The organism is Phytobacter sp. V91, from assembly GCF_965644225.1.
Lineage (GTDB): Bacteria > Pseudomonadota > Gammaproteobacteria > Enterobacterales > Enterobacteriaceae > CBFFRJ01.
In genome coordinates this window covers 1-20,309 of the sequence record NZ_CBFFRJ010000059.1, presented here as the reverse complement: position 1 = coordinate 20,309, position 20,309 = coordinate 1, and the positions used below count along the sequence as shown (strand labels likewise).

Genomic DNA, 20,309 nt, shown 5'->3' with positions numbered 1-20,309 from the left:
CTCACTCTCTCTCCATATTCAGCGGGAAATGGCAGGCATACAGATGGCTTTTGGCTCCCGACAGATGCGGCCTTTCAATACATTTGCGTTGTGCGTAGGGGCAGCGAGGTCCGAGCCGACAGCCAATGGGAAGCTGTTCAAGCAGCGGGATCGCGCCCGGCATGGTGTTCAAACGGCTCTTGTGCGGCATGGCGCTGCCAAAATCGGGGATCGCCCTGATAAGCGCCTGGGTATAAGGGTGATGCGGCGTTGTCACCAGCTCCTCGCTCGGCGCGGTTTCGACCGTCTGACCGCAGTACATCACGTTGATCCGATCGGCCCATTTACTCAGCATCTGCAAATCATGACTGATCAGCAAAATGGTGGTGTTGTTATTCTGATTCAGTCTGGTGAGCAAACGGAAAATCTGCGCCTTGGTAGTGGGCTCCATTGCGTTTGTTGGCTCATCGGCAATCAACAGGCGAGGCTGATTCGCCAGCGCAATGGCGATCATCACTTTCTGGCATTCGCCGTCGGTCAGCTCATAAGGGAAGCTGCGCATTGCATCTTTATGATCTTTAATGCCTACCCGGTGAAGCAGTTCAATTGCCCGGCGCTTACGCCAGCCGAAACGTTGAAACAGACTCCCTTTCCACGTCCAACCGGGGATGTTTTGCATCAGCTGTTTGCCAATCCGCTCCGAGGGATCCAGGCAGGACTGCGGCTCCTGGAAAATCATCGACACGTTATGGCCGAGCAGCTTACGCCGTTCACGCGCGGAGAGACGCATCAGGTCGATATCGTCAAAACGCATCCGGTCGGCGGTTACCCGCCAGTTCTCTTTGCTGACGCCGCAGATAGCCTTGGCGATAAGGCTTTTTCCTGAGCCGGACTCGCCCACTAGGCCGCGAATTTCCCCCTCAGCCAGCGTCAGGCTGACCCTGTCCACGGCTTTGACCCAGTTTTCACCGGTTTTCACTTCGATGGTCAGATTACGAATATCAAGCAGCGGCATTATTCCACCCCCGCATTAATGGCCCGGCGAATACCGTCGCCGAACAGATTGACCAGCAGAACACTGAGCATAATAGCCACGCCGGGGAGCATCACGGTCCAGGGCGCGACATAAATCAGCTCGAGGGCGTCACCGAGCATCGCGCCCCATTCCGGAGAGGGCAGTTGCGCCCCGAGATCGAGAAAACCGAGGGCGGCAATATCCAGAATAGCGACGGACAATGAGCGGGTAATTTCCGTCACCAGCCCGGAGGTCATATTGGGCAGGACGGCAAACCACAGGATATTGAGGGTCGATGCGCCATCGAGACGCGCGGCGATAACGTACTCTTTTTCCAGTTCATCGTGGACCATGCTGTAGATGGAACGCACCATTCGCGGCAATATCGCCAGCCAGACCGCAAACATGGCGTGTGAGAGGTGTGGCCCTGCGAAAGCGACCACGATGATGGCCAGCAGCAAAGAGGGGATGGACAACAGCGTATCGAGAATATGGTTCAGTACCGCCGAACGCAGGCCATGAGTGGCTCCGGCTATGACGCCTAACAGCAGACCAAAAATAGTGGCGGCGAGAGTGACCAGCAAGGCACCGCCGACGGTTGGCGTGGCACCGCTGAGCAGACGGCTTAACACATCGCGGCCAAGATCGTCGGTGCCGAGGAAAAAGGAGACCTCGCCATACCGGGACCAGGAAGGCGGCAATAGCTGATAGCCAAGAAACTGCTGGTCAATGCCATAAGGGGCAAACCAGCCGCCAAAAATACACAGCACCGCCAGCCCGACGCAGCCGTACAGGCCAATCATCGCCGTGGTATCACCATAGAATTTGCGCCACACCGTGCGCAGAGCGCCTGGTGGCCGCTTTTCGCTGTAGACGCTATCGTAAGGCATACCATTCCTTATGTTTCAACGGGTTCGCCAGTGCGCCCAGAATGTCAGAAAGCACGTTGACAATAATCACCAGCGAGCCAATCACCATCACGCCTGCCGAAATCGCCGCATAATCCTGCTGACGAACAGCGTTAATGATCCAGCGTCCCAGTCCCGGCCAACTGAACACCATTTCGGTGATCATCGCCAGCGTCAGCATGGTGGAAAATTGCAGACCCAGGCGGGGGATCACCGGAGGAAGCGCATTATGCAGCACATGGCGACGCAGAATGGTCAGTCGGGAAATCCCACGGGTTGCAGCGGCTTTGATGTAGTTATTATCAAACACTTCAATGGTGCTGATCCGCATCAGTCGAATCACTTCGGTAGTGGGGGCTACGGCCAGGGTCAGCACCGGCAGGACCATATGGCGTACCGCACTCATTATCATCTCTTCACGCCAGGGAGAATCTGAAAGCCAGGCGTCGATAATGGCAAAACCAGTAACGTTTTTGACCTCATAGAGCAGATCAAAACGGACGGAAACCGGCAGCCAGCCCAGCGTCAGCGAAAAGAACATCGTCAGCAGCAGCGCCAGCCAGAAAACCGGAATGGAAAACCCTAGCAGCGCCAGAGCGCTGATGAACTTATCCTGCCACTTATTGCGCATGATGCCCGCCAGCATTCCGACCGGGATGCCAATCAGTAAGGCAAAACCAAATGCCAGCAGACACAACTCCATGGTGGCCGGGAAAACGTCTTTAAGCTGCTCTGAAATTAACTGTCCGTTAATGCTCGAAACACCGAAATCCCAGTGCAACAGGCCGCTAAACCAGAAGACCCAGGCATTCCATAAGGAAGCGCCCTGAAGCGGAGCGTGGGGAGTGAAATAATTAAGACTGAAACCTACAAATGTCAGTAAAAACAGGGTCATGATAAGCAGCAGAAGACGGCGTAAGGTAAAGATAATCATGGTTTTTTCACCTCTTCTTTTTCCCGCGAGACGCCAGCGAATGAGGCACTCCCGAAGGGGCTCAACACCAGTCCTTTAATATCATAGCGGTAAGCCTGCAGGCGCAGGGATGACGCCAGCGGCAGAACGGGCAACCCCTCCGCCAGAATTTTTTGCGCTTCATCATAGGCGTCAATGCGCGCCGAAAGCTGCTGCGAGAGGAGGGCTTTTTTCAGCACATCATCAAAGTCACGCTGACACCAGTGGGCGAAGTTGGTCTGCGAATCAATGGCCGCACAGCTTAGTAACGGGCGGAAAAAACTGTCCGGGTCGTTACTGTCAGTCGCCCAACCGGAGAGGGTGAGATCGTGATTCATGTCCATCAGCCGGGCTTCCTGGAAGCGGCCTTCTACCGGCACAATCACCACTTTAACCCCGACCTGGGCCATATCGGCCTGAATAAGTTCAGCGGTTTTTAACGGGCTTGGGTTCCACGCCTGGGAGGTCGTGGGGACCCACAGTTGCAGGGTCAGATTCTCCAGCCCCAGCGCTTTGAGACGGGCGCGGGATTGCGCCGGATCGTAGGCCGTCACTTTGGCTTCGCTGTCATAGGCCCAGGAGGCGCGCGGCAGGATCGATGCGGCGGTTTCTGCGGTTCCGTAATAAATCGACTGCATCAGACGCTGGTTATTAATCGCCAGCGCCAGGGCGTGACGCACCTCAGGATTGTTAAGCGGCGGTTTGTCGGTATTAAACGCCAGATAGGCGATGTTCATCCCTGGACGCAGCGTAAGGCGCAGACGCGGGTCATCACGCAAAATCGTGAGCTGACTGGCTGCGGGCCAGGCCAGCACATCGCACTCGCCCGTCAGCAGTTTGGACAACCGCCCGGTACCGCCGGAGCCTAAATCGACCACTACCTGAGGCATCAGCGGCGTGCCGCGCCAGAAACGAGCGTGGCGCTGTAAGCGAACATATTGCCCGGCACGGTAATCCGCTAACTGGAACGGGCCGGTGCCGACGGGCTGGCGATCGAGCAGTTCCTGGCGGTCATTTTTGGCCAGCGTATTGGCATATTCTGCCGACATAACCGAAGCGTAATGGGTTGCCAGATGCCACAAAAATGAGGCGTCCGGCTGACGCAGGCGAAACTCGACCGTGTGGTTATCCAGCTTGCGAACGCTCTGAACCGAATCGGCAAATTGCAGGCTGTCGAAATAGGGGAATGCACTGCCATTGACGTTATGCCATGGATGTTCCCGGTTGAAAATACGCTGAAAGGTAAAGACCACATCATCGGCATTCAGCGTCCGGCGCGGGGTAAACCAGGGGGTGGTCTGGAAATTCACGCCTTCGCGCAGATGAAAACGGTAGGTCGCGCCATTATCCAGCACTTCCCAGCTTTCCGCTAATTCCGGCACCAGGCGATAGGTATAGGGATCGACATCCAGCAGGCGGTCATACAGCTGTGCGGCCAGGGTATCCACTATCAATCCACTGCCGGCCTTCTGCGGGTTAAACGTACTGATCTGCCCGTTGACGCAGTAAACGAAACCGCTATCGCGAATATCGGCACGTGCAGACTGGGGTGATGCCGCCAGGGCAACACCTGAGAATATGCTGGCGCTCAATAGCAGGAAAGGGAAAACCAGACGCATGATTTATTCAACGTTTTTAGATTCATGAGTAAAGTGTATCGCACTTGCCAGGCCTGCGTACAAAAGTCTGATATTGACTGCTGCTATTGTCGGCGATTTCAGCTTATCTGGTGTTTTTTCAACAATGCCCGCAGCTGGTGATAGGTTAAACCTAAAAGTTCAGCGGCCCGTTTCTGGTTAAATTTTGCCTGTTGCAGGCTGTTAAGCAGCAGCTCTTTCTCCTGATAAAGCTGAAAGCTACGCAGGTCAACGGGCAACGAGGGCAGGCCGGGCGTTAGCTGGGGCTCTTCGGACGATGGCGGCGTCTGGCGGTTAAAAGGGTCAATAATAATTTCATCCAGCGGACTTTCACTGGATCCGTGGCGATATACCGAACGTTCTACAACGTTTTTCAGTTCACGAATATTGCCCGGCCAGCGGTGATGCAACAGGGTTTCCTTTGCCTGGCTGCTGAACCCGGAAAACAGCGGTAAACCCAGCTCACGGCACATCTGGATTGCGAAATGCTCCGCCAGCAACATGATATCGCTCTGGCGCTGACGCAGCGGCGGGAGCTGCACCACGTCAAAGGCCAGGCGATCGAGCAGGTCCGCACGAAAAGTACCTTTGTCTACCATTTCCGGTAAATCAGCATTGGTGGCGCACACCAGCCTGACGTTTACCTGCAAAGGCCGACTGCCGCCCACGCGTTCAAGTTCACCATACTCAATCACCCGCAGCAGTTTTTCCTGAACCAGCATGGGGGCCGTCGCCAGTTCATCGAGAAACAGGGTTCCCCCGTCAGCCCGTTCAAAGCGTCCGGGATGGCGTTTTTGTGCCCCGGTAAAGGCACCCGCCTCATGACCGAAAAGCTCGCTGTCGAGTAAGTTTTCATTTAACGCGGCGCAGTTGAGGGAAATAAACGGCCCCTGCCAGCGGGAAGAGAGGTAATGCAGCCGGTTGGCAATCAACTCTTTGCCGGTACCGCGTTCACCAATCACCAGTACCGGCTTATCAAGTGGGGCCAGGCGCGAAACCTGCTCCAGGACCTCAATAAAACTGTTGGCTTCGCCGAGGAGGTTATCTTTATGTTCACTCATGATGAAATTCGCCACTTGTTAGCGTTATTAACCACTGTAGTCTAAAAAGACGCAGCGGTAAAATTGAATATTTATAATTTAATCAATCGTTTATAAAACTGGCACGAACTTTGTAATAGCCAGTAAGCAGGGCCGTGCCCGATTACAGAAATCAAGAGGAACATATTATGGGTATTTTTTCTCGTTTTGCCGACATCGTGAACGCCAACATCAACTCGCTGCTGGAAAAGGCAGAGGATCCGCAAAAGCTGGTGCGTCTGATGATTCAGGAAATGGAAGACACGCTGGTGGAAGTTCGTTCCACCTCCGCCCGTGCGCTGGCGGAGAAAAAACAGCTGGTGCGTCGTATCGAACAGGCGAACGCCCAGCAGGAAGAGTGGCAGGAAAAGGCTGAACTGGCGCTGCGCAGAGAGAAAGAAGATCTGGCTCGTGCCGCACTGATTGAGAAACAAAAAGTCACCACCATTTTCGACACCCTCGAGCAGGAAGTTACCCTGGTGGATGAAACCCTGACCCGCATGAAGAAAGAGATCGGCGAGCTGGAGAATAAACTGAGCGAAACCCGTGCGCGTCAGCAGGCGTTGACTCTGCGCCACCAGGCGGCGAACTCTTCCCGCGATGTGCGTCGCCAGCTGGACAGCGGCAAAATCGATGAGGCGATGGCGCGTTTCGAATCTTTTGAACGTCGTATTGATCAAATGGAAGCTGAAGCGGAAAGTCACGGTTTTGGCAAACAGAAAAGCCTGGATCAGCAGTTTTCCGAGCTGAAAGCTGATGATGAAATCAGCGAGCAACTGGCGCAGCTGAAAGCCAAAATGAAACAGGATAATCAGTAACTGGCTGCACTGACTTTGCAGGCGGTATCGGGAGATACCGCCCCTTTTTCACCTGTAAGGAGTACACATGAGCGCGCTTTTTCTGGCTATTCCCCTGACGTTGTTCGTTCTGTTTGTTTTACCGGTCTGGTTATGGATGCATTACAACAACCGTTCTGCCCAGGGCGAGCTTTCGCAAAATGAGCAGCAACGCCTGGCGGAACTGACCGATGAGGCAAGACGCATGCGCGAACGGATCCAGGCGCTGGAAGATATTCTTGATGCGGAGCATCCCAACTGGAGAGATCGCTGATGGCCGGTTTAAATCTGAATAAAAAACTGTGGCGTATCCCTCAACAGGGCATGGTGAAAGGGGTATGCGCCGGGGTTGCACAATATCTCGACGTCCCGGTGAAATTGATCCGTTTGATAACGGCTCTGGCCATGTTGTTCGGGCTGTTTTTCCCGGTGCTGGTGGCTTATATCATTATGACGTTTGTACTGGATCCGCTGCCGGACAATTTCACTGAGGGTGAAAATTCCCCCACCAGCCGCGAATTACTGGACCGGGTTGATGCCGAGCTGGATGCCGGAGAAAAACGACTGCGGGAGATGGAGCGCTACGTGACCTCCGATACCTTTTCACTGCGTAGTCGCTTTCGACAGCTTTAATTAAGAGGTAAAGCACCATGGCGAAATGGCAACAGGCAACACAGAAAATCAAACCAGGGATGAAAATCGTCGGAAAACTGGCGTTGCTGGCGGCACTGCGTTTTGGCCCGGCAGGTGTTGCCGGCTGGGCGGTGAAATCCGTTGCCCGCCGCCCGGTAAAACTGTTGCTGGCTTTTGCGCTGGAGCCGGTGCTCAATCGCGTGGCGAGCAAGTTCTCAAACCGTTTTATCAAACCGTAACAGTCTGTCCCGCACGGCGGCGTGCTCACCACGTCGCCTTGATAAGGTCAGTAAAAGCCCTTACTTAATCTATACCCGTCATACTTCAGGTTGCATGTGCGTTGGCTTTCCTCGCTCAGCCTGGTCACTTACTTCAGTAAGCTCCCGGGATTCGCTGCGTTGCCGCCTTCCTGCAACTCGAATTATTTAGGGTATATTCTACAAAAACATTTTCAAATTTCATGGCGGCACGGAATGGCGATTGAACGTTGGAAAAATGAACTCAATGCACTGGTCAACCGGGGAATGGACAAACATTTGCGCCTGGCCGTGACCGGGCTGAGCCGCAGCGGCAAAACCGCCTTTATTACGGCAATGGTTAACCAACTGCTGAATATTCACGCCGGTTCACGACTGCCGCTGCTTAGCGCCGTCCGTGAAGAACGGTTGCTTGGGGTAAAACGTGTACCCCAGCGGGATTTTGGCATCCCACGCTTTACCTACGATGAAGGACTGGCGCAGTTGTATGGCACGCCGCCCGTCTGGCCGACGCCAACCCGGGGGGTAAGCGAAATTCGCCTTGCATTACGCTATCGCTCTCAGGATTCGCTGCTGCGCCACTTTAAAGACACCTCAACGCTGTATCTTGAGATTGTCGATTACCCGGGGGAGTGGCTGCTGGATTTACCCATGCTGGCACAGGATTATCTCACCTGGTCGCGCCAGATGACCGGCTTACTACAGGGGCAGCGTGGAGCCTGGTCGGCGCAATGGCGCAAGCTCACCCAGGGGCTGGATCCGCTGGCACCCGCTGACGAAAACCGACTGGCGGAAATTGCCGCCGCCTGGACCGATTACCTGCACCACTGCAAACGTGAAGGGCTGCATTTCATCCAGCCTGGGCGCTTTGTCCTGCCGGGCGATATGGCCGGAGCGCCGGCACTGCAATTTTTCCCGTGGCCGGATGTGGATGACAGCGGGGAGGCGAGGCTGGCTCAGGCCGGGAAGCAGACCAATGCCGGTATGCTCCGGGAACGTTTTAACTACTACTGTGAGCACGTGGTAAAGGATTTCTACAAGAATCATTTTTTGCGATTTGACCGCCAGATTGTGCTGGTCGACTGCCTGCAACCTCTCAACAGCGGGCCGCAGGCGTTCAATGATATGCGCCTGGCGCTGACCCAACTGATGCAAAGTTTTCACTACGGGCAACGCACGTTGTTCAGACGTCTGTTTTCGCCGGTAATAGATAAACTGCTGTTCGCGGCCACCAAAGCTGACCATGTGACGGTCGATCAGCATGGCAATATGGTCTCGCTTCTTCAGCAACTGATCCAGGACGCATGGCAAAACGCCGCTTTTGAAGGCATTGCTATGGACTGCGTGGGCTTAGCGTCAGTGCAGGCGACGCAAAGCGGCCTGATCGATGTCAATGGTGAAAAGATCCCGGCCCTGCGGGGACATCGTCTGCATGACGGAGAGCCGCTGACCTTTTATCCGGGCGAAGTACCGGCCCGTCTGCCGGGGCAGGCTTTCTGGGATAAACAGGGGTTCCAGTTTGAATCTTTTCGCCCCCAGGCGCTGGATGTCGATAAACCGTTACCGCATATCCGTCTGGATGCGGCACTGGAATTTTTACTGGGAGACAAATTGCGATGACCGAACCGCTAAAACCGCGTATCGATTTTGCCGGACCGCTGGAAGCAGAAACCAGCGCCCGTTTCAAAGCGGCACAAACCTTCGATGCCGCGCAGGCGGACAACTTTTCCCCTGTCAGCTTAGATGAGAAAGAGGAAGACAGCCGCCTGGAAGCGGTCGTTGACTCCGCATTGCGGCCAAAACGCAGCCTGTGGCGCAAGATGGTGCTGACCGGCCTGACGCTGTTCGGGGCGAGCGTTGTCGGGCAGGGGGTGCAATGGGCAATCAATGCCTGGCAAACTCAGGACTGGGTCGCCATTGGCGGCTGCGCTGCCGGGGCGCTTATCGTCGGGGCTGGCGTGGGATCTGTTGCCAGCGAATGGCGGCGTTTATGGCGTTTGCGCCAGCGCGCCCAGGCCCGTGATGAAGCGCGGGATCTGCTGCACAGTCATGGCACTGGCAAAGGACGCGCATTTTGTGAAAATCTGGCGCGCCAGGCGAATATCGATCATGCCCATCCGGCGTTGCAACGCTGGTACGGCGCCATCCATGAGACGCAAAACGATCGTGAGGTGGTGCGCCTGTATGCGCAGATTGTGCAGCCCGTACTCGACAGCCAGGCCCGACGTGAAATTAGCCGCTCAGCGGCAGAGTCGACGCTGATGATTGCCGTCAGCCCGCTGGCGGTTGTGGATATGGCTTTTATCGCGTGGCGAAATCTGCGTCTGATTAATCGTATCGCCGCGCTCTACGGTATCGAACTTGGGTACTACAGTCGCCTGCGCCTGTTCCGACTGGTGTTACTGAATATTGCCTTTGCCGGCGCCAGCGAAATGGTTCGCGAAGTGGGGATGGACTGGATGTCGCAGGATCTGGCCGCGCGCCTGTCTGCCCGCGCCGCTCAGGGCATAGGCGCAGGCTTACTCACCGCCAGGCTTGGGATCAAAGCGATGGAGCTTTGCCGTCCGCTGCCCTGGCTTGAGGATGACAAACCGCGACTGGGCGATTTCCGTCGTCAGTTGATTGTGCAGGTCAAAGAGACGTTACAAAAGAGTAAATCCCCCTCCTGACAGCTCCTTCAAACGGGACTGCGCGCTTAACTTTACGCCACAGCGCCCGTTTTTTCCGCAAACTGTCAATAATTGTTGACAACATCTTCCTGCCGGACGTGAACTGACATATTATCGCCACATGAATGGATAATTTAGGGTGTTGTTTCCATGCGTCTTGAAGTGTTTTGTGAAGACCGATTGGGTCTGACTCGCGAGCTGTTGGATTTGCTGGTATTGCGTGGTATCGATTTACGCGGCATTGAAATTGATCCCGTAGGGCGTATCTACCTCAATTTTGCGGCACTCGCCTTTGATACATTCAGCAGCCTGATGGCTGAAATTCGTCGTATTCCCGGCGTGACGGATGTGCGTACCGTGTTATGGATGCCTTCCGAGCGTGAACACCGTGCCATGAGCGCCGTGCTTGAGGCGCTGCCGGAGCCGGTGCTCTCCCTGGACATGAAAAGTAAAATCGAGCTGGCAAACCCGGCCAGCTGTCAGCTTTTTAGCCAGGACCAGGATAAACTGCGCAACTTCAACGCCGCACAGCTGATTTCCGGATTTAACTTTGTCCGCTGGCTGGAAAGCAATCCTCATCTCTCTCAGAGTGAGCATGTTGCCATTAACGGGCAGAATTTCCTGATGGAGGTAACTCCTGTCCATCTGGAAGGGGAAACCGGTGATCCTGTTCTGACCGGGGCGGTGGTCATGTTGCGCTCAACAGCCCGTATGGGTCGCCAGCTGCAGAATCTCTCCGCTCAGGATCTGAGTGCCTTTAGTCAGATTGTGGCGGTTAGCCCAAAAATGCGTCAGGTGCTGGATCAGGCGCGTAAACTGGCTAACTTGACCGCGCCGTTACTGATTGTGGGTGACACCGGGACGGGGAAAGATCTTCTGGCCCATGCCTGTCACCTCGCCAGCCCACGGGCGGCGAAACCTTATCTGGCGCTTAACTGCGCATCCATCCCGGAAGATGCGGTGGAAAGCGAGCTGTTTGGTCACGCGCCGGAGGGTAAAAAGGGCTTCTTCGAGCAGGCCAATGGCGGCTCAGTACTGCTGGATGAAATTGGGGAAATGTCACCACGGATGCAGGTTAAACTGCTGCGTTTTCTCAACGACGGTACTTTCCGCCGGGTCGGGGAAGATCATGAAGTGCATGTGGATGTGCGGGTGATTTGCGCCACGCAGCGTAATCTGGTTGATCTGGTTCAAAAAGGGATGTTCCGCGAAGATCTCTATTATCGCCTCAATGTGTTAACCCTCAATTTGCCGCCGCTGCGGGATCGGCCGCAGGACATCATGCCGCTCACCGAACTGTTTGTGGCCCGCTTTGCCGACGAGCAGGGCGTACCAAGGCCGAAACTGGCTCATGAACTTAATCAGATCCTCAGCCGTTACAGCTGGCCGGGCAACGTGCGACAGCTTAAAAATGCAATTTACCGGGCGCTGACGCAGCTGGAAGGTTATGAATTACGCGCCCAGGACATCATCTTACCCGATTACGATGCTGCAACCCTCGCCGTGGGGGAAGAAGCAATGGAAGGTTCGCTGGATGAGATAACCAGCCGGTTTGAACGTTCGGTACTGATTCAGCTCTACGGCAGTTTCCCCAGCACGCGTAAGCTGGCAAAACGGCTTGGCGTCTCGCATACGGCGATTGCCAACAAGCTGCGTGAATATGGTCTGAATCAGAAGAAGGGTGAAGAGTAAAACTGATGATGCCCGGTAAAGCATGTTACCGGGCAATACTGAAGATTAGCCTTTCAGTACTTCCAGCGCAGAGGTGTAGTCCGGCTCATTGGTAATTTCGTTCACCAGCTGGCTGAAAATCACCTTGTCGTTTTCGTCGATGACGACAACCGCACGGGCGGTCAGACCTTTCAGCGCGCCTTCTGCAATGCCTACGCCGTAGTCTTGCAGGAATTCCGGGTTACGCAGGGTTGAAAGCGTAATCACGTTGCTCAGACCTTCAGCACCGCAGAAACGAGACTGGGCAAACGGCAGGTCTGCGGAGACGCACAGAACCACGGTATCGTTGATTTCAGTCGCCAGCTCGTTGAACTTACGCACGGATGCCGCACACACGCCGGTATCGATGCTCGGGAAAATATTCAGCACTTTACGCTTGCCTGCAAACTGGCTTAATGCCACGTCAGACAGGTCCTTGGCAACGAGAGAGAAAGCAGCAGCATTGCTCCCTTGCGCCGGGATCTGGCCGACAACAGAAACGGGATTACCCTGGAAATGGACAACTTGTGACATAGATATCTTCCTGTTTACAAATAGTTAACTTCGGCCGTAGTTTATGCCGAAAGCAAGGAGCACGGCAAACCTAATTTCGAATCTATACTCGTCTGGATGCTGGCAAAGGAGCAAACGATGCGAAGTGTGAAGGTGTACGAGGAAAACTGGCCGCTGCATACGCCTTTTGTGATCTCGCGAGGCAGCCGTAATGAAGCGCGGGTGGTGGTGGTTGAACTGGAAGAAGACGGGGTGAAAGCGGTGGGGGAATGCACCCCGTATCCGCGTTACGGGGAAAGCGAAGCCTCGGTGATTGCCGAAATCATGAGCCATATCAGGCAACTGGAAAATCGACTCAGCCGTGATGATTTACAGGCGCTAATGCCCGCAGGAGCGGCGCGTAACGCCGTGGACTGCGCCCTCTGGGATCTTGAAGCCCGCCGTCTGCACAAAACGCTTACCGACTACGCGTGCGCCACGCTGCCTGCAACGCTTGCGACTGCTCAGACGGTGGTGATTGGCACGCCGGAACAGATGGCGGCCAGTGCGGCGGCCTTATATGAAAACGGCGCCCGGCTGCTGAAAATTAAGCTTGATGACCATCTGATCAGCGAACGGCTGGTGGCGATCCGCGCAGCCGCGCCGGATGCGACGCTGATTGTCGATGCTAACGAAGCCTGGCGCAGCGAAGGGCTGGCGGCGAGATGCCAGCTGCTCGCCGACCTCAATGTGGCCATGCTTGAGCAACCCTTACCCGTAGATGACGACAGCGCTCTGGCGAATTTTATTCACCCGTTGCCGATTTGCGCCGATGAAAGTTGCCACACGCGCAGGGATCTGTCGGGGCTGGTGGGGCGCTATGAGATGGTCAATATTAAGCTGGATAAAACCGGCGGTTTGACCGAGGCGCTGGCGCTGGCGGATGAAGCCAGCGCACTGGGGTTTGGTTTGATGCTCGGCTGCATGATCTGCACCTCGCGGGCGATAAACGCGGCTTTACCGCTGGCAGGCCGGGTACGCTTTGCCGATCTGGATGGCCCGACCTGGCTGGCGGTGGACGTGGAGCCAGCGCTGCACTTCACCCCCGGCCAGCTTCATCTCTCCACCTCATGATGCAGCAGGGCCGTCATCGCGCTCAGATATTTCTCGCTGGCTTCATCCGAGGAGACCGGCGGGAATTCGAGCGTGATGCAATGCAGGTGCATATCGGCGCACCAGCTACCGAACGAGCCTGGCGTTTCATAGCCAACGCTACTCACCAGTGGCAGGGCGAATTGCTCTGCCAGCCACTCGCCAAAGAACGTACGACGCGGATCCTCAACGCAGCCGAGCGGATCGTGCAGCGACACCACCCATGCCGGGCGAATCTGATGGATCAAAGTGCACAGCGCCTGGGTTTCCGCTTCAGAGCCTGGGCGCTCTCCTGTTGACAGCACCACATCGCGCTCAGGAGCTGCGCTGTTCCAGCGATAGACGGTTTCCCCCGCTTTCCAGTTGGCCGCCGGAAAATTACGATTAAGATCAACGCCGCTGGCATTTGCTCTTAAACCCAACTGGCAGCCGTCCGGGTTAACCGCCAGCACCACATGGTGGCGGCGCAGCTCGGGCGTTAAGGTGCGCAGCGCGCAGGAGAGGGTCACCACCGACGAATTTTCGTCGCCGTGGGTTCCGGCAATGATCAGCCCGCTGTCGCGGGAGGCCTGTGGCGCCGGGAACCATATCAAAGGCGCGCCGAGTAACGAATAGCCGTACGTCTGGCTACCGGAAGGAAACGCACCGCGTTCAGGTCGTGGTCGTGTGACAGGCATAAGCATCCTTGTGTCTTGTTGGCATAGATCCAGTGTCGGGTATTTTTGCCGACCCGGCAAATTGGCGGCGATGAATCGAAAAGGGATTCGCGTCAATTTTTCAATGACTGTAATTTGCATTCTCCCCGTGTTAAAACAAATAATTACCTCATCTTTCGCTTTGCTTCAAAATTAAAAGGAGATCACATGAAGCATCCTGTGACGCTTGTCAGTTGTGCGCTTTATTTGTGCGGTTTTACCTCATTTGCGTGGGCGGCGGATGTGCCAGAGGGTGCGACGCTTGCACAAAAGCAAGAGCTGGTTCGCCATATTAAGGATGAGCCCGCGACTCTGGATCCGGCGAAAGCCGCTGGTCTGCCGGAAATTCAGGTGATCCGTGACCTGTATGAAGGGCTGGTGAACCAGAACGAAAAAGGGGAGATTGTGCCTGGCGTGGCGGAAAAATGGCAAAGCAACGACAACCGCATCTGGACATTCACCCTGCGCAGCAACGCGAAGTGGTCGGACGGCACGCCGGTGACGGCGCAGGATTTTGTCTACAGCTGGCAACGACTGATGGATCCGAAAACGACCTCGCCTTTTGCCTCTTTTGCCGCACTGGCGAGCATCACCCAGGCGCAGGCGATTATTGACGGTAAAGTCACGCCGGATAAGCTTGGCGTCACGGCGGTGGATGACAGAACCCTGCGCGTGCAGCTGGATAAACCACTGCCCTGGTTTGCCAGTATGGCCGCAAGTTTTGCGTTTTATCCGGTACAAAAAGCCAATGTCGAAAGTGGAAAGGAGTGGACGCGACCGGGAAATCTGGTGGGTAACGGCGCCTATGTGCTCGCCAACCGGGTAGTGAATGAAAAACTGGAGTTCACGCCCAATAAATATTACTGGGACAACGCCAAAACCGTTATTCAGAAGGTGACCTTTGTCCCCATCAATCAGGAAACCGCTGCTACTAACCGTTATCTGGCGGGGGGCATCGACATCACGGAATCCTTCCCGAAAAGCCTGTACCAAAAGCTGTTGAAAGAGATCCCCGGCCAGGTCTATACCCCGCCACAGTTGGGTACTTACTATTACGCACTTAACACCCAAAAAGGACCAACTGCGGATCCGCGGGTGCGGCTGGCGTTGAGTATGACGGTCGACAGACGGATCATGGCGGAAAAGGTACTGGGAACCGGTGAGAAACCGGCCTGGCGCTTTACGCCGGATGTGACCGCCGGGTTCCAGCCGCAGCCTTCAGCCATGGAGCAAATGAGTCAGGAAGAGCTGAATGCGCAGGCCAAAACCCTGTTGCTGGCGGCTGGCTACGGTCCGCAACGGCCGTTGAATCTGACGCTGCTCTATAACACGTCTGAAACACACCAGAAAATTGCAATTGCTGTCGCCTCGATGTGGAAAAAGAACCTCGGTGTTGACGTTAAGTTGCAAAATCAGGAGTGGAAAACCTATCTCGACAGCCGTAACAGCGGCAATTTTGATGTGGTTCGCGCATCCTGGGTCGGCGATTATAACGAAGCCTCAACCTTCCTTTCGTTACTGACCTCTGGACACAGCGGCAATATTACGCGCTTTAGCGATCCGGCCTACGATAAGGTCGTTGCCCAGGCGGCACAGGAGACACAACTCAGCGCCCGTAACGCAGACTACAATGCGGCAGAGAAAATCATTGCGGAAAAAGCCCCGATCATCCCTGTCTACCAGTACACCAACGGTCGCCTGATCAAACCCTGGCTGAAAGGCTATCCGATCAATAACCCGGAAGATGTGGCCTATACGCGTACGATGTACCTGCTCAGGCACTGACCGGTGCAGACAGCTTAATAAAAAAAATCCCTCAGGAGAGGGAAATCCGATCTTCTCCTGAGGGCTGCAAGTGCAAATTCGTTAGATTTTTAAGCGAGAGAAATATAACACTACCTTTTGTATTGCTATTGTGTTTTTAATGATAATTCAGATAGTTAATGTCTATATCTCTAATTGAGGAAATCTATCGAGCCCGTCGTCGAAGGCAAAAAAAAGCCCGCTTCAGTGAAGCGGGCAAATAATACTGGAAGCAATGTGAGCAATGTCGTACTGAATACCTGACTGTTGCAGTCAACTATTCAGTGATGAGAAAGATAATCTTTATCATTCGCGCGATCAACCCCAATTTTTGTGTGTTCCGCACAAAATTGATCCAGGTAAACAAAAATCATTCTCATTGTTCACTTTCCGCATTAAATGATGTATTTGTAATGCATCTTTTGTGGGGGTTTCAATATGAGTGTGAGTGAAAAAGCAGGACATACGTTTTTAGCCAGTCTGGGGAAAACGCGTTTACGCCCGGGTGGGGTGGAAGTCACTGAGTGGCTTATTCAGCAGGCGCAGTTAAACGCCGGGAGCCAGGTACTGGAAATCGCGTGTAATATGGCCACCACCTCTATTGAACTGGCGCAGCGCTTTGGTTGCCAGATTTGCGCCATTGATATGGATAAACAGGCGCTGGAAACCGCCAGGCAAAATGTGAAACAAGCGGGGCTCAGCGACAGGATCAACATCCTCGAAGCCAACGCTACCCGGTTACCTTTCCCCGACGAAAGTTTTGACGTGGTGATTAATGAGGCCATGCTGACCATGTATGCCGATAAGGCCAAAGTGAAGCTGGTCAACGAATACTACCGCGTGCTGAAAAAAGGCGGTCACCTGCTGACTCACGACATCATGTTGACGCGCGGCGAGCTGGCATCGGCGGCCTACGGGCAACTGCAAAACGTGGTGAAATCTCATGTCAGTCCGATGAGTCAGGATAACTGGCGTCAGCTGTTTGTTGATAGCGGCTTTGAGCAGGTTGTAACCCGAAATGGGGCCATGTCACTGATGACTCCCGTCGGGCTTATTCGCGACGAAGGCGTGGGACGGGCGCTGAAAATTGTCTTTAACGGAATGCGAACGCGCGAAAACCGCCTGCGTTTCACCGGCATGTTCCGCTATTTTCGCACGCACCGTAAGCAACTGAATTATATTGCTTGTTGCTCACGAAAATGAGCTGGGGATCCTGACGTCAGAGTCAGGTTAACCGGCTTCAGGTCAAAATAGAGCCGTTGGAATGTGCTATAGTGGTTATTCTTTAACCGCTACAGAGGATGATATGGAGACTGCATTAGACCCCACCCAACTGGCTATTGAATACTTACGCCGTGACAAAAGCACAATGACACCTGCGCAATATCTTAAGAAATTAAAACAGCTCAGTCTGGAATTTGCCGATTTACTCACGCTCTCACACAGTGAGTTAAAAGAAGAGATAGATTTTGCCTGGCGGCTGGGTATTCATTAACCGCATCGTGTTGACAATGCGTCCATCCCCGGGCGCATTGGTTTATCTGTTATCAGGCGGCAAGCACCTTATTACGCCCGTTATTCTTGGCGTTATACAGAGCGCCATCCACGCGTTTAAATAACTCATCCAGGCTCTCCTCCGGCTGATGACGCGCCACCCCAATGCTGACGGTAAAAGGCGGCAGGTCGGGCAACCTGAGATTTGCCAGCGTTAAGCGAATGCTTTCAGCCACTTCCAGCGCCGCGTCAAGTGAAGCCATGGGCAACAGCAGCAGGAACTCTTCACCTCCCCAGCGGAACACGAAACTCCCTTTACTCACCTGTTGCTCAAGGGCACGGGAAAGCTGGATCAGTACTTCATCACCTGTCTGATGGCCGAATTGATCGTTGATATGTTTGAAGTGGTCGACATCGATCAGCAGCAAACTGAAGTCCTGTGCGGTCGGCAAAATATGTTCGGTCAGATGATAGAACTGACGGCGATTGAGCAAACCGGTCAGCGCATCGCGATGTGCGGCATATTCCAGCTCCTGCTCCAGCCGTTTTTGTTCGGTGATATCGTGGATAATGCACAGCATCAGGCGATCGTTGTAAATTTCAATCGGCCCGGCGTAGGTCTGAACATGGCGGGTGGAGCCATCGGCCAGCACATGGACAAAATTAAGCGGTTTATGCCCGCCAGGCAAACGGGCGATTTCTGCCATCACCGGCAAAATGCCGCGACCCAGAGTATTAATCTCCCAGGTATGCCGCTGGCACATCTGCTCATAGCTGTAACCATAGAAATGCAATGCAGCAACATTGGCATCCACGATCAGGCCATCACGGGCCGGATCAATCAGCAGAATCGGTGCAGAGTTGGTATAGAAAAAACGGGCATAAAAACCATGCTTGCGCGGCCGGTAGGTGGTGGAACGACTGGCTTTTAGTCCTGAGGTATTGCTGACGGGCATACCTTCAAACACAATCACATCGCCCAGTCCTTCAAGGGTTCGCAGCAACGCCTTGCAGCTCAGGGTGGTGGCTTCACCGGTGGGGGAAACGGTCCAGATTTCGACTATCTCATCGCCATTTTGCAGGCCTGCCAGATACATCGCCAGATGGCGCTGCGCCAGGGCTGAGTATTTACCGGTGCGCATTTCCAGCAATGAACTGCCCGCCGCAATTTTTTGCGCCTGACTGTTGGAGAAAAGCACCTTTTCGGTATCTGGCGACACAACCCACACCGGGGTTGTCAGCAGATTGAGCGCATCCAGGTGATTTGTCAGCATAGGCTATTCCCCTTTACGTGCGCAGTAATGCCAGCGTTATGGATAAGTTACGAATTTTACGTAATTTTAACTTACCAGATAATACCTTTTCGGCAATTATTTCGTGCAACTTGAGGGCAAACTGAAGAGGAGGCTGCTTATTTTTGCACAAGGGGATCCTGTGCGCTGATCTATCACTGACCGGCAGGTAAATCTGACAGATAAACCGGGGTGTTAGCCGCGATATGTTGCATTGTCGGATGCCAGATTTCCCAGCCGTTGCGACCGTTCTGTTTGACATTGTACATGGCGGCATCTGCTTTGAATTTTAAATCCTGCGAGGTATCGCCATGCGAGGGGAAAAAGCTGATCCCCACGCTTAGTGACACACTAATAACATGACCGGCTTCGTAAAACGGCGCCTGAATGGAATCAACGAGGCGACGAGCCAGGGTGGTGACTTCATCATCATTCTTATCCGGTACCAGCAAAATAAACTCATCGCCGCCAAGGCGGGCAAGGGTCATCTCCTCAGTGATGCACTGTTTTAGCCGTATGGCCACCGACTTTAACAGCAGATCCCCGATATGATGTCCCCACATGTCATTAACCTGTTTGAACCTGTCGAGATCCATAAACAGCAATGCGAAGCGCTGGCGTTGTTCAATTGCGCTGGCGAGGCATTCATCCAGACGATTATCAAACTGAATGCGATTAGGTAAATGGGTTAAGGGATCGAACCAGGCCTGTTTTTCCAACTGCATATTTAGCTGGCGTAAACTTTCCGTTAACCGTGACGTACGTAGTTGCGAATCGATAAGTGAAATGAAAAGCATGATCCCGAGAACGATCAGCGTCGAGGTGGAAACCCAAATCGATAGTCCGGTTTCACTGACGCTGGAGTGCATCGCTGTGCGCGCACTACCGTGCAGAATAATACCCGTACCTTCTTTCGTGTTGCTGAACTCTACCGCGCTCATGGCTAAATAGTGCATTGAGCAGATAGTCATGCCCATCACCAATGCGGCAAGAACATGGTTAATGTAGGTGCGGTGGCGATTTGTCTTGCGACCAAAAGCCAGCCACAGCGCCAGACCTGAAGCGAGAAAAGCAATCACAATGGCAAAAAAGAGGCGCGTCTTGTTCCAGTAAAGAACGAGATAATCCGTCAGGGCCAGCATGCCGAGAGAGTGCATGACCACTGCGCCGGAGCTTAAAATGCAGGTGGCTAACAGCAGGCGGGATAAAGGGAGTTTTTCCCGGCTCACGGCCACGTTTATCGCCAGCGTAGCGGCTATCAGAGACACCCAGAAAGAGGCGATGGTAAGCATAATGTCGTAATGCATCACAATGGGCATTTTCATGGCCAGCATGCCGACAAAATGCATTGACCAGATCCCCATTCCTAAGGTTGCGCCCCCACAGATTCGCCAGAAAAGCGCACTGCGTAAATCCGATGAGCAAATTTTGGTTGCACTGTCCAGGGCGACAAAAGAGGCAATGAAGGCAACAACAAAAGAAATGCCGATAAGTATAGGGTCCCACGATACATAAAGCATTATGCATTCCACGTCAGTGTTAAAGACAAAGGGAAATCCTGGGTATTATTTTAGCAGCTAAGGAAGGTGCGATTTAATCGGTGGGGTTCAGTGGAGTCCTTATCTGTATTAGGCCGTGTCCCTTAATTACATAACCTTTTATAAAACAATCGGATACAACCCAGTTTCACCATCGCCAGATAATTC

The 20,309-nt window shown here is 54.0% G+C and carries 20 protein-coding genes; 11 read left to right on the top strand and 9 right to left on the bottom strand.

The window, feature by feature from the left end; all coding sequences use genetic code 11:
* Position 1 precedes the first annotated feature (1 nt).
* From sapD to pspF, 5 genes are all read right to left on the bottom strand, one after another.
* Positions 2 to 994, bottom strand: a complete 993-nt coding sequence (sapD, locus tag ACSZO4_RS13585; RefSeq protein WP_437889504.1) for a putrescine export ABC transporter ATP-binding protein SapD — start codon at positions 992 to 994, stop codon at positions 2 to 4.
* Positions 994 to 1,884: a putrescine export ABC transporter permease SapC gene (gene sapC / locus ACSZO4_RS13580; protein WP_437889503.1), complete on the bottom strand. Its 891-nt coding sequence runs from the start codon at positions 1,882 to 1,884 to the stop codon at positions 994 to 996. Before sapC ends, sapD begins: the two co-directional genes overlap by 1 nt.
* Positions 1,871 to 2,836, bottom strand: coding sequence for a putrescine export ABC transporter permease SapB (sapB, locus tag ACSZO4_RS13575; protein ID WP_437889502.1), 966 nt, complete (start codon positions 2,834 to 2,836; stop codon positions 1,871 to 1,873). The genes sapC and sapB overlap by 14 nt, the downstream gene beginning before the upstream one ends.
* Positions 2,833 to 4,473 carry an ABC transporter substrate-binding protein SapA gene (sapA, locus tag ACSZO4_RS13570; RefSeq protein WP_437889501.1) on the bottom strand — a complete coding sequence of 547 codons (1,641 nt, stop codon included), beginning with the start codon at positions 4,471 to 4,473 and terminating at the stop codon, positions 2,833 to 2,835. Before sapA ends, sapB begins: the two co-directional genes overlap by 4 nt.
* A gap of 98 nt (positions 4,474 to 4,571) precedes the next feature.
* Positions 4,572 to 5,552, bottom strand: coding sequence for a phage shock protein operon transcriptional activator (gene pspF, locus ACSZO4_RS13565; protein ID WP_437889500.1), 981 nt, complete (start codon positions 5,550 to 5,552; stop codon positions 4,572 to 4,574).
* 167 nt (positions 5,553 to 5,719) lie between these two features.
* Here pspF and pspA point away from each other — a divergent pair, with 167 nt between their 5' ends.
* The 7 genes from pspA to tyrR all read left to right on the top strand — a co-directional run bounded on the left by pspA (position 5,720) and on the right by tyrR (position 11,657).
* Positions 5,720 to 6,388, top strand: coding sequence for a phage shock protein PspA (gene pspA, locus ACSZO4_RS13560; protein ID WP_437889499.1), 669 nt, complete (start codon positions 5,720 to 5,722; stop codon positions 6,386 to 6,388).
* 67 nt (positions 6,389 to 6,455) lie between these two features.
* The gene (pspB, locus tag ACSZO4_RS13555; protein WP_437889498.1) at positions 6,456 to 6,680 is read left to right on the top strand and encodes an envelope stress response membrane protein PspB; all 225 of its coding nucleotides are present in this window, start codon (positions 6,456 to 6,458) and stop codon (positions 6,678 to 6,680) included.
* Complete coding sequence (pspC, locus tag ACSZO4_RS13550; protein ID WP_437889497.1) at positions 6,680 to 7,039, top strand: envelope stress response membrane protein PspC; 360 nt, start codon at positions 6,680 to 6,682, stop codon at positions 7,037 to 7,039. The genes pspB and pspC overlap by 1 nt, the downstream gene beginning before the upstream one ends.
* Positions 7,040 to 7,056: 17 nt before the next feature.
* Positions 7,057 to 7,278, top strand: a complete 222-nt coding sequence (gene pspD, locus ACSZO4_RS13545; RefSeq protein WP_437889496.1) for a phage shock protein PspD — start codon at positions 7,057 to 7,059, stop codon at positions 7,276 to 7,278.
* Between the two features lie 240 nt (positions 7,279 to 7,518).
* Positions 7,519 to 8,916: a YcjX family protein gene (locus ACSZO4_RS13540; protein WP_437889514.1), complete on the top strand. Its 1,398-nt coding sequence runs from the start codon at positions 7,519 to 7,521 to the stop codon at positions 8,914 to 8,916.
* Positions 8,913 to 9,965 carry a TIGR01620 family protein gene (locus ACSZO4_RS13535; protein ID WP_437889495.1) on the top strand — a complete coding sequence of 351 codons (1,053 nt, stop codon included), beginning with the start codon at positions 8,913 to 8,915 and terminating at the stop codon, positions 9,963 to 9,965. The genes ACSZO4_RS13540 and ACSZO4_RS13535 overlap by 4 nt, the downstream gene beginning before the upstream one ends.
* 150 nt (positions 9,966 to 10,115) lie before the next feature.
* Entirely contained in the window at positions 10,116 to 11,657 is a 1,542-nt protein-coding gene (tyrR, locus tag ACSZO4_RS13530; protein WP_437889494.1) for a transcriptional regulator TyrR, read from the top strand.
* Positions 11,658 to 11,702: 45 nt separating this feature from the next.
* On the opposite strand, the gene tpx is transcribed toward tyrR, so the two are convergent.
* Positions 11,703 to 12,209, bottom strand: a complete 507-nt coding sequence (tpx, locus tag ACSZO4_RS13525) for a thiol peroxidase (RefSeq protein ID WP_437889493.1) — start codon at positions 12,207 to 12,209, stop codon at positions 11,703 to 11,705.
* A gap of 117 nt (positions 12,210 to 12,326) precedes the next feature.
* Here tpx and ycjG point away from each other — a divergent pair, with 117 nt between their 5' ends.
* Complete coding sequence (ycjG, locus tag ACSZO4_RS13520) at positions 12,327 to 13,301, top strand: L-Ala-D/L-Glu epimerase (RefSeq protein ID WP_437889492.1); 975 nt, start codon at positions 12,327 to 12,329, stop codon at positions 13,299 to 13,301.
* On the opposite strand, the gene mpaA is transcribed toward ycjG, so the two are convergent.
* Positions 13,283 to 13,996: a murein tripeptide amidase MpaA gene (gene mpaA, locus ACSZO4_RS13515; protein ID WP_437889491.1), complete on the bottom strand. Its 714-nt coding sequence runs from the start codon at positions 13,994 to 13,996 to the stop codon at positions 13,283 to 13,285. The two genes, ycjG and mpaA, sit on opposite strands and share 19 nt — an antisense overlap.
* A 186-nt stretch (positions 13,997 to 14,182) precedes the next feature.
* Between mpaA and ACSZO4_RS13510 the strand changes: the two genes are divergently transcribed.
* The 3 genes from ACSZO4_RS13510 to ACSZO4_RS13500 all read left to right on the top strand — a co-directional run bounded on the left by ACSZO4_RS13510 (position 14,183) and on the right by ACSZO4_RS13500 (position 17,312).
* Entirely contained in the window at positions 14,183 to 15,799 is a 1,617-nt protein-coding gene (locus ACSZO4_RS13510; RefSeq protein WP_437889490.1) for a peptide ABC transporter substrate-binding protein, read from the top strand.
* Between the two features lie 456 nt (positions 15,800 to 16,255).
* Complete coding sequence (locus tag ACSZO4_RS13505; RefSeq protein WP_437889489.1) at positions 16,256 to 17,020, top strand: class I SAM-dependent methyltransferase; 765 nt, start codon at positions 16,256 to 16,258, stop codon at positions 17,018 to 17,020.
* A gap of 103 nt (positions 17,021 to 17,123) precedes the next feature.
* Positions 17,124 to 17,312: a YdiH family protein gene (locus ACSZO4_RS13500; RefSeq protein WP_437889488.1), complete on the top strand. Its 189-nt coding sequence runs from the start codon at positions 17,124 to 17,126 to the stop codon at positions 17,310 to 17,312.
* A gap of 52 nt (positions 17,313 to 17,364) precedes the next feature.
* Here ACSZO4_RS13500 and ACSZO4_RS13495 read toward each other — a convergent pair whose 3' ends face one another.
* Together ACSZO4_RS13495 and ACSZO4_RS13490 are read right to left on the bottom strand one after the other, a co-directional pair.
* Entirely contained in the window at positions 17,365 to 18,585 is a 1,221-nt protein-coding gene (locus ACSZO4_RS13495) for a GGDEF domain-containing protein (protein WP_437889487.1), read from the bottom strand.
* Positions 18,586 to 18,758: 173 nt separating this feature from the next.
* The gene (locus ACSZO4_RS13490) at positions 18,759 to 20,123 is read right to left on the bottom strand and encodes a diguanylate cyclase domain-containing protein (protein ID WP_437889486.1); all 1,365 of its coding nucleotides are present in this window, start codon (positions 20,121 to 20,123) and stop codon (positions 18,759 to 18,761) included.
* Between the last annotated feature and the right edge of the window lie 186 nt (positions 20,124 to 20,309).